Source organism: Methylobacterium segetis (assembly GCF_004348265.1).
Lineage (GTDB): Bacteria > Pseudomonadota > Alphaproteobacteria > Rhizobiales > Beijerinckiaceae > Methylobacterium > Methylobacterium segetis.
Window position 1 is genome coordinate 1 of record NZ_SMNT01000045.1, and the last position, 13,195, is coordinate 13,195.

At 72.5% G+C, this 13,195-nt stretch carries 10 protein-coding genes; 6 read left to right on the forward strand and 4 right to left on the reverse strand.

What is annotated here, in order from left to right:
* Positions 1-873, reverse strand: an 873-nt coding sequence (locus tag E1J50_RS13200) for a GlxA family transcriptional regulator (RefSeq protein ID WP_132254305.1), incomplete at its 3' end; no start/stop codon positions are given.
* Between the two features lie 117 nt (positions 874-990).
* On the opposite strand from E1J50_RS13200, the gene E1J50_RS13205 reads away from it, so the two are divergent.
* The 5 genes from E1J50_RS13205 (at position 991) to E1J50_RS13225 (ending at position 7,055) form a co-directional block, all read left to right on the forward strand.
* Positions 991-1,785: an SDR family NAD(P)-dependent oxidoreductase gene (locus E1J50_RS13205; RefSeq protein ID WP_132254306.1), complete on the forward strand. Its 795-nt coding sequence runs from the start codon at positions 991-993 to the stop codon at positions 1,783-1,785.
* A gap of 494 nt (positions 1,786-2,279) precedes the next feature.
* Complete coding sequence (locus E1J50_RS13210; protein ID WP_132254335.1) at positions 2,280-2,726, forward strand: (2Fe-2S)-binding protein; 447 nt, start codon at positions 2,280-2,282, stop codon at positions 2,724-2,726.
* Between the two features lie 57 nt (positions 2,727-2,783).
* Entirely contained in the window at positions 2,784-5,039 is a 2,256-nt protein-coding gene (locus E1J50_RS13215) for a xanthine dehydrogenase family protein molybdopterin-binding subunit (protein WP_132254336.1), read from the forward strand.
* A gap of 14 nt (positions 5,040-5,053) precedes the next feature.
* Positions 5,054-6,064, forward strand: coding sequence for an SLAC1 anion channel family protein (locus E1J50_RS13220; protein ID WP_132254307.1), 1,011 nt, complete (start codon positions 5,054-5,056; stop codon positions 6,062-6,064).
* Between the two features lie 154 nt (positions 6,065-6,218).
* Positions 6,219-7,055 carry an alpha/beta fold hydrolase gene (locus tag E1J50_RS13225; protein WP_132254308.1) on the forward strand — a complete coding sequence of 279 codons (837 nt, stop codon included), beginning with the start codon at positions 6,219-6,221 and terminating at the stop codon, positions 7,053-7,055.
* A 54-nt stretch (positions 7,056-7,109) separates the two neighbouring features.
* Here E1J50_RS13225 and E1J50_RS13230 read toward each other — a convergent pair whose 3' ends face one another.
* From E1J50_RS13230 to E1J50_RS13240, 3 genes are all read right to left on the reverse strand, one after another.
* Positions 7,110-8,414: an HlyD family type I secretion periplasmic adaptor subunit gene (locus tag E1J50_RS13230; RefSeq protein WP_132254309.1), complete on the reverse strand. Its 1,305-nt coding sequence runs from the start codon at positions 8,412-8,414 to the stop codon at positions 7,110-7,112.
* A complete protein-coding gene (locus E1J50_RS13235) occupies positions 8,411-10,135 on the reverse strand; it encodes a type I secretion system permease/ATPase (protein WP_132254310.1) in 1,725 nt (574 codons plus the stop codon). Before E1J50_RS13235 ends, E1J50_RS13230 begins: the two co-directional genes overlap by 4 nt.
* A gap of 80 nt (positions 10,136-10,215) precedes the next feature.
* On the reverse strand, positions 10,216-11,901 hold the full coding sequence (locus tag E1J50_RS13240) for a hypothetical protein (protein ID WP_132254311.1): 1,686 nt from the start codon (positions 11,899-11,901) through the stop codon (positions 10,216-10,218).
* Positions 11,902-12,386: 485 nt separating this feature from the next.
* Here E1J50_RS13240 and E1J50_RS13245 point away from each other — a divergent pair, with 485 nt between their 5' ends.
* Complete coding sequence (locus E1J50_RS13245) at positions 12,387-13,187, forward strand: lytic murein transglycosylase (RefSeq protein ID WP_132254312.1); 801 nt, start codon at positions 12,387-12,389, stop codon at positions 13,185-13,187.
* Positions 13,188-13,195 lie beyond the last annotated feature (8 nt).

A 13,195-nucleotide genomic window follows, 5' to 3' on the forward strand; every position in this document is an offset into this window, starting at 1 on the left:
GGCGCGGCGCATCCGGTCGCGGTCGGCAAAGCCCGTGTCCCGGGCGACGACGTCCATCGTGTGGCGCCCCTCCTCGAGCATGACCTGCGCCGCTTCGAGCCGCAGCCGCTCGACGCCCTTGGCCGGCGACTGGCCGGTCTCCTCCCGGAAGAGGCGGCTGAACTGGCGCGGGCTGAGGCTGGCGGCCTCCGCGAGCTCCTCCACGGTGAGCGGGTTGCGCAGGTGCTCCTTGGCGTAGAGCAGCGCGCGGCGGACGCGGTCCGAGCGGGGCTCCAATTCGAGGAGGGCCGAGAATTGCGACTGCCCGCCCGGGCGGCGGTGATAGACGACGAGCTTGCGCGCCACCGCGCGCGACAGAGCCGCGCTGTGGTCGTCCTCGATCAGGGCCAGGGTCAGGTCGATCGCCGCGCTCATCCCCGCCGAGGTCCAGACATTGCCGTCGGAGGCGAAGATGCGGTCGTCGTCGACGCGGGCGAGGGGGAAGCGTTCCTGAAGGTCGCGGGCATGGGCCCAGTGCGTGGTGGCCGTGCGGCCGTCGAGGAGGCCGGCCTCGGCGAGGGCGAAGGCGCCCGTGCAGAGCCCCGCGACGCGCCGGCTCTGCCGGCCCGCCGCGGCGATGTAGTCGCGCAGCGCCGGCGTGAGCGGGCGGGGCAGCAATTCCCCGACGACCATCAGCGTGTCGGGGAAGTCGGTCAGCGGCACGGTCTCGATCCGGATGCCGAGCGAGGAGCGGACCGTCCCGCCCCGCTCGGACATCACGGTCAGGCGGTAGGCCTCCTCCCCGAGGGCGACGTTGGCGAACTCGAAGGCCGACAGGGCGGCCATGCCCATGACCTGGAATCCGTCCTCGAGGATGAACCCAACCTGCCGCACCGGCCCCTCCCGACGTGATGTCCTGATTTGACGGGTTTATGTCATTTCGGACATTGCCGTCCAGTCCTAGGGTTCCCGCATCGCCAACCGGCCACGCCTTCGGGAAAGGGCACGCCCATGACCACACAGCAGGGAACCGTCCTCGTCACCGGCGCCTCCTCCGGGATCGGGGCCGTCTACGCCGACCGCTTCGCGGGGCGCGGCCACGACCTCGTCCTCGTCGCCCGCAACCGCGAGCGCCTCGAGGCCGTGGCCGAGACGCTGCGCCGCCGCCACGGCGTCGCGATCCGGACCGTCGCGGCCGATCTCGCGAGCCGGGCGGGGCTCGCCGAGGTCGAGGCGATCCTGAGCACCGACGCGCGGATCACGCATCTCGTCAACAATGCGGGCTTCGGCAGCGCCGCGCCGCTCGCCTCGGCCTCGGTCGACGAGATGGAGCGGATGATCGCCATCAACGTCACCGCGCCGATGCGCCTGACCTACGCGGCCGTGCCGGCCCTCCGGGCGCGCGGCGCGGGCACGGTCATCAACATCGCCTCGATCGTCGCGATCGGCCCGGAAGTGCTCAACGGGGTCTATGGCGGCTCGAAATCCTTCGTCCTCGCCTTCAGCCACGCCCTGCGCAAGGAACTCGACGGCACCGGCGTCGCGGTGCAGGTGGTGCTGCCCGGCGCGACCGGGACGGAGTTCTGGGACATCGCGGGGCTTCCCGCCAGCAACCTTCCGGCGGATTGGGTGATGTCGGCCGAGGATCTCGTCGACGCCGCCCTCGTCGGGCTCGACCGGGGCGAGTTCGCCACCGTGCCCTCCCTGCGCGACGCCGCCGAGTGGGAGGCCTGGGAGGCCGCCCGCCGGACCATGCTGCCGCACCTGTCCAGCGCCCGGCCGGCCGAGCGCTACCGCACCGCCTAGGCCCGCGCCCTTGGCCGGCGCCGCCCCGCGCGCGATGCTCCGGCTCGACCGGCTTCGCGGCGCGGCGGCGGCTGCACCGAACGGTTCGGCACGGTTCCGGTCGGAAGGACGCCCGCGCGGGGCAGATGGCCCGCCTCTGGCTTGCGGCCGGGCAGCGGCGCGGATCGCGAGGTCCGCTGAAGGGAACAGCGATGCTCGACATCGGCGTTGTGGCCACCCCCGATCCGAAGCCGATCTCGCTCCCGGCCCCCGCCGTGCTCCGGACCGCGAGCACGGTCGCGGGCAGCCCGACCGACAACCTGCGCCTGATCTCGGAGGCGGGCGGCCTCGTCCGGAGCCGAGGGGCGAGGCGGCGGTTCGGCCGGGCCGTCCAGGCGGAGGTCGCGCACGCGCCCGAGGGCATGTCCGAAATCGCCGTGTTTATGACGTTTGCGACATGGCCCGCCTTGCCTAAGCAGGTTGTTCGCTCTGCACCGAACCGGAGGGACGCAATCATGGTGACGCTCACGGTCAACGATCGCCGGCACTCGGTCGACGCCGAGCCGGACACGCCGCTCCTCTTCGTCCTGCGCGACACGCTGGGCCTGACCGGCACCAAGTACGGTTGCGGCATCGGCCAGTGCGGGGCCTGCACCATCCTCCTCGACGGGCAGGCGGTGCGCTCCTGCCAGGTGCCGGTCGAGAGCGTGGGCGCGCAATCCGTCACCACCATCGAGGCGATCGAGCAGGATCCGGTCGGCGCCCGGGTGGTCTCGGCCTGGATCGGCATCGAGGTGCCGCAATGCGGCTATTGCCAGTCCGGGCAGGTCATGGCCGCGACGGGCCTCCTCAAGGAGAACCCGAGGCCGAGCGAGGGCGACATCGCCGCCGCGATGACCAACCTGTGCCGCTGCGGCACCTACACCGTCGTCGCCGCGGCCGTGCGGCGGGCCGCGGCCTGAGGGGAGGGCGCCATGAACGGCCTCACGATGAACGGCCTCACGATGAACGACCTCACGATGAACGGCCTCGCCCCCCACCTGCTCGCGGACCCGCGCCGGGCGGCGGGCCGCGCGCCCGTCCGCAACCTCTCGCGGCGCGGCTTCCTCGGGACCGCCGCGGGCGCGCTCGTCCTCGGGGTCGGCCTCGGTCCCGCCCTCGCCCAGGAGCGGGCCGAGGGAGCGGGCGCCGTCGCCCCGAAGCCGGGCACGCGCGTCGCGGCCTTCCTCGAGATGAGGCCCGACGGCACGGCGCGCCTGCTCAGCCCCTTCGTGGAGGGCGGCCAGGGCATCAATACGGGCCTCGCCCAGACGATCGGCGAGGAGTTCGACCTCGATCCGTCGCGCTTCGCGGTGGAATGCGCGCCGCCCGGCCCCGATTACGCGGTCGTCAACGGCCTGCGCATGACGGGCGGCAGCTTCTCGACCCGCTCCAGCTTCGACGCCATGCGGCGGCTCGGCGCCACGGCCCGCGAGATGATGCTGCGGGCCGCCGCGGCGCGGCTCGGCGTGCCGCAGGCCAGCCTGACGACCGATGACGGGCGCGTGGTCCACGCCGCCTCCGGCCGCACGCTCGGCTACGGCGATCTCGCCGCCGCGGCCCTCGCCCTGCAGCCGCGGGACGACGTGCCCCTGAAGGACCCGAAGACCTTCCGGTGGATCGGCAAGCCGGTCGCGCGGCTCGACGCGCGCGACAAGTCGACCGGCCGGGCGATCTACGCGATCGACATCCGCCTGGACGGGATGCTGCACGCGGCCGTCCAGCACGCCCCCCATCTCGGCACCGAGCCGCAGGACATCGCCAACGAGGCGGAGGTGCGCGCGATGCCGGGCGTCCGCTCGGTGCACCGCCTGCCGGGCGCCGTGGCGGTCGTTGCCGATTCCTGGTGGCGCGCGCGCAAGGGGGCCGAGGCCCTCCGCGTCGCCTGGACGAGCCCCGCCGCCGAGGGCATCGCGACGGTCTCCGCCGGCTTCTCGTCGGCGGCGATGCTCGAGGCCCTGAAGGGCGCGACGGATGCGGGCATCCCGGCCGAGCAGGAGGGCGACGTGGCGGGCGCCTTCGCCGGGGCCGCGACGCTCGTCGAGGCGGAGTACGACGCGCCCTATCTCGCCCACGCGCAGCTCGAACCGCCCTCGGCCGTCGCCCGCTTCGCGGCGGACGGGACGCTCGATCTCTGGCTGCCCAACCAGATGCCGGAGGTGTTCCAGCAGGTCGCCGCCGGAATCGCCGGGCTGCAGCCGGCGCAGGTGCGCATCCACTCGCCGATGCTGGGCGGCTTCTTCGGCCGCCACTTCTATTACGGGCCGGCCAATCCCTTCCCGCAGGCGATCCTGCTCGCCCGGGCGACCGGCAGCGCCGTGCGGGTCCTGTGGTCGCGCGAGGAGGAATTCGGGATGGACGCGGTGCGTCCCCTGAGCTTCGCGCGGTTCCGCGCGGCGCTCGGCCCCGACGGGCTGCCGGTGGCCCTGCAGATCCGGGCGGTGGGCGAGGGCCCGATCGGCCGCTGGTTCGGCGCGCTGTTCAAGGCGCCGGTCGAGTCCTCCGTCGTCGAGGGCCTCGACCGGAAACCCTACGCGATCCCGAACCGGCGCCTCGACTACGTGAAGGTGCCCCACCCCGTCACGATCGCCTTCTGGCGCTCGGTCGGCCACTCGATGAACGACTATTTCTACGAGAGCTTCCTCGACGAGGTGGCCGCGGCCGGCGGCCACGACCCCTTCGCCCTCCGCATGGCGCTTCTGAAGGACAGCCCGCGCCACCGCACGCTCCTGCAGACGGTCGCCGATCGCGCCGGGGGATGGAAGCGCGGGCCGTTCGAGGCGCCCGACGGCACGCGCCGGGCGCGCGGCATCGCGATGGCCTCGCCCTTCGGCTCGGAGACCGCGACCATCGCGGAGGTGTCCCTGACGGACGGCCAGGCGCGGGTGCACGACCTCTGGATCGCCATCGATCCGGGCAGCGTGGTCAATCCGGGCATCGTCGCGCGGCAGGTCGAGGGCGCGGCGGCGCTCGGCCTCTCGGCGACGCTGCTGGAGCAGGTCGTCTACGAGGGCGGCCGGCGGCAGGCGCGCAACTACGACGCCTACCCGATCCTCGACCGCGAGCGGATGCCGCGCGTCCACGTCACCATTGTCGAGAGCGGCGCGCCGATGGGCGGGATCGGCGAGCCGGGCCTGCCCGGCGTGCCGCCGGCGGTGGTCAACGCGGTCGCGGCCCTGACCGGCCGGCGCGTGCGCAGCCTGCCGCTCGCCAAGGCGCAGCTCTCGGGGGTCTGAGGGTGGAGCCGGCCATGACCACGATCGCGACGGCGGAGGCGGCGGCCCCCGTCCGGGCGGGCCGCGCGCCCCTGTTCGACTACCTGCCGGTCAGCCTGTTCGGCGCCGTGATGGGGCTGGCCGGCCTGAGCGTCGCGTGGCGCCTCGCGAGCGCGCGCTACGGCCTTCCCGCGCTCGTGTCCGACCTGATCGGGTGGGGCGCCCTCGCCACCTTCGTGGGGCTCGCGCTCGCCTACGGCGCCAAGGCCGTCACCGCGTGGCCGGCGGTCCTCGCCGAGTTCCGGCACCCCATCGCCGGCAACCTGTTCGGCACCGTGCTGATCAGCCTGCTGCTGCTGCCCTTCGTTCTCCGGGGCCTCAGCCCGACCCTGGCCGCGGCGGCCTGGATCCTCGGCGTCGTCGGCATGGTGCCCTTCGCCGTGCTCATCGTGAACCGCTGGATGGGCAGCCGCCAGAGGCTCGCCCATGCCACCCCGGCCTGGATGGTGCCCGTCGTCGGCCTCCTCGACGTGCCGCTCGCCGCCGCCTCGGTCGGCCTTCCGCACACGCAGACGCTGAGCCTGTTCTCCCTGAGCGTGGGGCTGTTCTTCGCGCTCCCGCTCTTCACCCTGGTCTTCGCCCGCCTCGTCTTCGAGGAGCCGCTGCCCGCCGCGCAGCAGCCGACGCTGATGATCCTGGTGGCGCCCTTCGCGGTCGGGTTCTCGAGCTACGCGGCGACGCTCGGCCGGATCGACGCCTTCGCGGAGGCCCTGTTCCTCATCGCGCTGTTTGTCTTCGTGGTCCTCGTCGGCCGCCTGCGCGACCTGCCGCGCTGCTGCCCGTTCCGGGTGTCGTGGTGGGCCGTGAGCTTCCCCGCGGCCGCGATGGCCGTGGCGGCCCTGCGCTACGCCGAGCATGTCGGCGACGTCGCGGCGGACGGCCTCGCCCTGCTCCTGCTCGCCCTCGCCACGATCCTCATCGCCGGCCTGGCGCTGCGCACGCTCCTCGGCATCGCCCGCAACGAGCTTCGCCAGCTCGCCGGCTGAGGCCCCGCGCCCCCATGCACCGCCGACCCCGCGAACGGAAACGGTGGCTTTCGATCGTTTCCGTTTCCGGAGAACGCGCGGCGCGGCACTCTGCGCGTCGTTCCGCGATCAGGGGCCGCGGCCCGACCCGCCCCAGACCCCGAGGAGGTTCACCATGCCGACGATCACCACGAAGGACGGGACCGAGATCTTCTACAAGGATTGGGGGCCGCGGGAGGGCCGAGTGATCGTCTTCCATCACGGCTGGCCGCTCAGCGCCGACGATTGGGACGCGCAGATGCTGTTCGTCCTCGAACAGGGCTTCCGCGTCGTCGCGCATGACCGGCGCGGCCACGGCCGCTCCAGCCAGACCGCCACCGGCAACGAGATGGACACCTACGCGGCCGACGTCGCCGCGCTCGCCGCCGCCCTCGACCTGAGGGAGGCCATCCATGTCGGCCACTCGACCGGCGGCGGCGAGGTCGCCCGCTACGTCGCCCGCGCCGAGCCGGGGCGCGTCTCCCGGGCCGTGCTGATCGGCGCCGTGCCGCCGGTCATGGTCCGGTCCGAGGCGAATCCGGGCGGCCTGCCGATCGCGGTCTTCGACGGGTTCCGCGCGGCGCTGGCGGCCAACCGGGCGCAATTCTACCGCGACGTTCCGGCCGGCCCCTTCTACGGCTTCACCCGCGCGGGCGCGCAGGTCTCGCAGGGGATCGTCGACAATTGGTGGCGGCAGGGGATGATGGGCGGCGCCAAGGCGCAGTACGATTGCATCGCGGCCTTCTCGGAGACCGATTTCACGGACGACCTGAAGGCGATCGGGGTGCCGGTCCTCGTGCTGCACGGCACCGACGACCAGATCGTGCCGATCGCGGATTCGGCCCTGCTCTCGCACCCGCTCCTGAAGGCGGGCACCCTCAAGACCTATGACGGGTTCCCGCACGGGATGTGCACCACCCATCCGGACGTCATCAACCGGGATCTCCTCGCCTTTGTCCGCGATTCGCGATGATCGCGATCAACGCGGGGAGGGCGCGGCCGGAGATCGCGATCATCGGGCCGATCCTCACTTCTCGCGGAAGGCCCGGCGCGTCTGATCGGTGAGGGGCTTGGTGAGGTAGGACAGGACCGTCCGGTCCGCCGTCTTGACGAAGGCCTCGACCGGCATGCCGGGCATCAGCGTCGTCCCCTCGAGGCGGGCCAGTTCCTCCTTCGGCACGCCGAGCCGCACCAGGTAGTAGGCGGTCCCTGTCCGCTTGTCCTCGCTGACATCGGCCGCGATCCGGGTCACCGCGCCCCGGAGCTCGGGCGTGGTGCGCTGGTCGAAGCTCGGGAAGCGCAGGCTCGCCGCCTGCCCGAGCCGCACCCGGTCGATGTCCTGGGGCGCGACCCGGACCTCGACGACGAGCGAATCGGCCGTCGGCACGATCAGCATGATCGGCTCGCCGGGCGAGATGACCCCGCCGCGCGTGTGGACGGCGAGTTCGTGCACGTATCCGGCCTGAGGCGAGCGGATCTCGATGCGTTGAAGCTGATCGTAGGCGGTGATCTTCTGCTCGATCAGGGTGGCGACCTTGGCCCGGATCTCGGCCAGTTCCTTCGCCACCTCGCTGCGCAGGTTCTGCTCCAGCTGGATGATCTGCAATTCCGTCTCGGAGATCTTGCCCTTCGTCTGCGCGATGTTGGCGACGAGCACGCCCCGCTCGCCCTTGAGCCGCGCGATGTCGCGCTCCAGGCTCGTGACCCGGCTCAGCTGGATCAGGTTCTTCCTCCAGAGGTCCTGCACGCCGTCGTACTCGCGCTGGATGATGCCCGTCTCCTGCTCCTTGGCCTCCCCCTGCTCGGACAGGCCGCGGATCTCGTCCCGGAGCTGGCCCACCCGCTCGCGCAGCTGCGCCTCCTGCCCGAGCCGCGCGTCGCGGCGGAACCGGAAGAGCTTGCGCTCGCCGTCGACGATGCGGGCGACATCGGGGCCGGCCGCGCGCAGCTCGGCGGGAAAAGCGACCTCGCCGAGGCCGTCGCGCTCGGCCTCGAGGCGCGCCGTGCGGGCGGCCAGTTCCCAGAGGCTCTTGCTGACGCTGTCGTAGGTGCCCCTGGCCGTGGTCGCGTCGAGGCGGATCAGGAGGTCGCCCGCGTTGACGCGGCTTCCCTCGTCCACGCGCAAGTCGGCCACGACGCCCCCCGTCGGGTGCTGCACCTTCTTGATGTTGGTCTCGACCACGAGCGAGCCCGCGGCGATGATCGCCCCGGACAATTCCGTCAGGGCGGTCCAGGCGCCCACGCCGGTCGCGAGGGCGAGGACGGCCAGGACGCCGAGGAGGTGGCGCCGCAGGGAGCGGCGCGTCGCGCGGGTCGGATCCTGTCCGGTCATGCCACCCTCGTCGGGGTCTGGCGCGTGAGCGCGGCCAGTTGCGCCAGAACCTCGTCCCGCGGCCCGTGCATCTGCACCCGGCCGTCGCTCAGGACGAGGATGCGGTCGACCGCCGTCAGGGCGCTCGGCCGATGGGCGATGACGACGGCGACGCCGCCCCGGGCGCGCACCCCCTGCACCGCGGCGGACAGCGCCCGCTCGCCATCGACGTCGAGGTTGGAGTTCGGCTCGTCGAGGACGACGAGGAAGGGGTCGCCGTAGAGGGCCCGGGCGAGGGCGATGCGCTGGCGCTGTCCGCCGGAGAGGGCCGGAAGCCCCGGCCCGATGGGCGTGTCGTAGCCCGCGGGCAGCCGCAGCACGACCTCGTGGACGCCCGCCGCGCGCGCCGCCGCCAGCAACGCCTCCGGGTCGGGCTCCGGGTCGAAGCGCGTGATGTTCTGCGCGATGGTGCCCTCGATCATCTCGACGTCCTGGGCGAGGTAGCCGAGGCTGCGCCCGAGCTCGTCCCGGTCCCACTGGTCGAGGGCGGCGCCGTCGAGCCGGATGACGCCCCGGCTCGGGGGCGTGATCCCGACGAGGGCGCGGGCGAGCGTCGACTTGCCGGAGCCGCTCTGCCCGATCACGCCGAGCGCGCTGCCGGGCGCCAGGGCGAAGCTCACGTCGTGCAGGGCGAGCGTGTCGCTCCCCGGCAGGGCGACCGACAGGGCCGTGACCCTGACGCTCTCGCGCGGCCGGGGAAGCGGCACGGGCGTCGACGCATCGCCGTCCGGCAGAGCGGCGACGAGCCGGGCCCAGGCCTGGCGGGCCGCGGCCACCGACTTCCAGTTCGCGATCGCCAGATCCACCGGCGCGAGGGCGCGGGCGGAAAGGATGGTGGCGGCGAGCATCACGCCGGCCGTCGCCTCCTCGCGGACCACGAGCAAGGCGCCGAGGCCGAGGATGCCGGATTGGAGCATCGTGCGCAGGAGCCGTGCCGCGCTGCCGAAGCCGATGGCGAGATCGTTGCCGTAGGTCGTGACGTCGAGGCTGCGCCGCGACCTGTCCTGCCAGAGCGCGACCATGCGCGAGCGCATGCCGAGGGCGGTCAGAAGGGGCGCGGTGCGGTGGACCATGTCGGTGAAGGCGCGCCGCTCGGCCGTGGCCTTCACGGCCGCCCGGGTCGGTCCCGCGCTGGCCCAGTCGGTGAGGAGAGTCAGCGCGGCGAGGACGATGGCACCCGCCGCGATGGCGACACCGATCCAGGGATGGAACAGGAAGCAGATCGCGATGTAGAGGGGCACCCACGGCAGGTCGAAGATGGCCGTGAAGGCCATGCTGCCGAGGAAGCCCCGGACCGTATCGAGGTCGCGAAGCGCCTGCGGGCCCTCGTCCGTGCGCGGCCCCTCGGTGCCGCGCGCGAGCAGCGTGCGGAACAGGCGCTCGCCGAGCCGCTCTTCGACCAGGCGCCCGAACCGCGCCAGGATGCGGGCGCGCAGCACTTCGAGCAGGCTCTGGATCAGGAAGAGCATCCCCGCGATGCCGGCGAGCCCGAAGAGGGTCGGGATGCTGCGGCTCGGCAGCACCCGGTCGTAGACCTGGAGCATGAACAGGGGGGCGGTGAGCATCAGCAGGTTGATGACGCCGCTCGCCACGATCGCGGTGACGAGCGCACCCCTGCCGGCCCGCAGGGCGCCCCAGAACTCGCGGCGCCCGCGCCGACGCAAGGTTCGATCGTCACCCAACTCGTCCCCCCTCGTCCCTCAAGTGCCTCCCCCGCGGCATCGAGACGGCCTCCGCCGCGCAGCGGCGGAGGCGCCTCCCGTCAGAGGCCGAGCAGATGCAGACCGGTGGTGCTGGTGTGCCCGCCCGGATCGGCGTGATGGGTGTCGACGTGGCCGCCGAGATCGAGCGAGGCGATGCCGAGATCGAGGCTCAGCCCGCCCGAATGCTCCGTTCCCCCCGGCCCTGAGGAGACCGGCGCGAGGTCGAGGAGCTTGCCGACGAGCGCGTCCGAACCGCCCAGGCCGCTTTCGGGGAACGCGATGCTGTCGCCCTCGAGCAGGTTGATGCTGGCAAGGCCCGGCTGGCCGGCCGGGGCGGTGAGGGCACCGACCTGGATCGCGTGGGACGGATCGGCCTGGGGCGAGGCCACCGCCACGTCGGCGATCGGGTTCGCTGCGGCCGGACCGATGCCGATCTCGATGAGGGGATGGGCCGAGCCCGAGCCGCCGGATCCGGAGCCGCCGAGGAGGCCGCCGAGCAGATCCCCGTTCGTGCCGCCCGTCGCGCCGTCGAGCAGGGTCGTCACGGGCGCGAGGACGCCGCCGGTTGCGCCTCCGTTGCCGCTCTCCTGTCCGAGCCCTCCGACGGCGCCGGTCAGGCCGTCGAGGAGGCCGCCGGCCGCGTTCGTCACCGCGCCGAGGTCCCCCAGGATCGGAGCGACGGTGCCGAGCCCGTCTCCACCGAGGAGGCCGCCCGGCAGGCCGGCGACATCGGTCAGGAGCGTGCCCGCCTCGCCCAGATGTCCGAGCCCGACCGTCTCGCCGAGATTCGTGAGCCCGTGCAGGGCATCGTTCAGAAGCGGCACGTCGTGCCCGACATCCTCGATCCCGGCGTGCAGGTTGAGAACGGCGGCGTTGGCAAGGTTCGAGACCGGGGCGAGGAGCCCGTTCGGCGAGAGAAGGCCGCCCCCGGCGCTCGCCGCGCCCGTCAGGCTGCCCACGAGCGTGCCGGCCGAGGTGAGAACGTCTGCGAGGTCCGACAGGAGGGGCGTCACGGCCGAGACGCCGCCGCCGCCGAGCAGCCCTCCCGGCAGAGTGAGCGCGTCGGTGACGAGATGGGCCGGCTCGCCGATATGGCCGAGCCCCAGCGTCTCGCCGAGCCCCGTGAGCCCGTGGATCGGCCCGTTCAGCGTCGGGTTCTGGTGCCCGACATCCTCGAGCGTGGTGTGAAAATCGAGCACGCCCTGATTGAGCAGGTTCGTCACGGGATCGAGCGCGCCGTTCGGGCCGACGATCCCGTTGCCCGATGCCGGCGCCGCGGTCAGGGATTGCACCAGCGTGCCCGCCGCGTCCGTGACGTGACCCGCGTCGGTGAGCAGGCCGGCGGCACCCCCGATATCCGTCGGGCGACCGGCCGCACCGGCCAGATCCGTGATCAGGTTTCCGGACTCGCCGATATGGCCGAGGCCGAGCGTCTCGCCGAGATGGGTGAGGCCGTGCAGGGGGCCGTTCAGGGCGGTGACCTGATGGCCGGTCTCCTCGAGCTGCGCGTGCGTGTCGAGCACGAGACCGTTCGCGACGGCGCTCAGGCTGTCCGGCACGAGGGCGTTCGGGGTGTCGGAGCCCGTCCCGTCGAGGGTCGATTCGACGAGCGAGGCGACGGGGCCGAGGCTCGACAGCTGCGCCGTCGACAGGGCCGTCGAGGAGAGAAGGGCTTCAGGGCTGACGAGCCATTCGAGGCTGCGGGTCAGCGGCAGGCCGAGGACGTTCAGGGATGATGCGGACATCAGACACTCCGATGATTTCGCATACAACCCTTGCTGTTCGCCCCCGTTGCCCGGCCAACGAATGTTAAAGACCGAGTTTTCCCTGAAGATTTTAATAATCGACCCCCGATGATCGATTAAATCTCTGACGATCAACGTCTTTTGGAATAACAGTCGGACTTTTCCGTTTCTGGATAAGTCCTTTGATAAATGGATTATCGGCGCTCGAAAGCAGCAGGTCGACGCGAGACAGCAGGCGAGCGCGCCTCGCCGCCGGCGCGAGCGGCCCGAGGCCCTTCAAGGCCGGGGGACGGGCTTCGAGCGAGAAGGGGCCCCCGTGCGGGACGGCACATGGCCGAGCCTCCGCTCTTGCGTAGACGCGCCGGAATGCGCATGGCAGGTCGGAATGGCTAAGCACCGCCCGCGGCGTGGCCGGCGACCGGTCATCCCGGGAGCGGCCGCGCCGCGGGCGGCATGTCCCGGCCCGTTGCACACAGGAGTTCTGGATGATCACGAGCGGGTACAGGAGATCCGTGGCGGCGGCCGGCCTCGCGGCCCTCGTCGGCCTCACGGGCCGGGCGGAGGCCGCCCAATGCGGCAACTCGGCCGCCGGTTTCGAGGCCTGGAAGCGGGAATTTGCCGAGGAGGCCCGGGGCCGGGCCAGCGCGGCGAGCCTCGCCGCCCTCGCGCAGACCTCCTATTCGAGCCCGACCATCGCGGCCGACCGCGGCCAGAAGAGCTTCAAACTCTCCCTCGATCAGTTCCTGGCCAAGCGCGGCGGGCCGGCCATCGTCTCGCGCGGGCGCGCCCTCAAGCAGCAGAACGCCGCCCTGTTCGCCTCGATCGAGCAGCGCTACGGCGTGCCGCCGGGGCCGCTCCTCGCCATCTGGGGCATGGAGACGGGTTTCGGCGCCGTGCGCGGCAACATCAACACGCTCTCCGCGGTGGCGACCCTCGCCTATGATTGCCGGCGCTCCGCCTACTTCACGGACCAGCTCTACGCGGCGCTCACGCTGGTCGATCGCGGAATTCTCTCGGCGAGCACCCGCGGCGCGGCGCATGGCGAGGTCGGGCACACGCAGTTCCTGCCGAAGAACGTGCTGAACTACGGCACCGGCGGCAGCCTCGACAGCGCTCCGAACGCGCTCAACGCCACCGCCAACTTCCTCAAGGCTCACGGATGGCGCGCCGGCGCCGGCTACCAGCCGGGCGAGCCGAACTTCGCCGCGATCCAGGGCTGGAACGCGGCCCAGGTCTACCAGCGCGCCATCGCGCTGCTCGGCCAGCGCATCGACGGCGGTCCCTGATCGGGGGC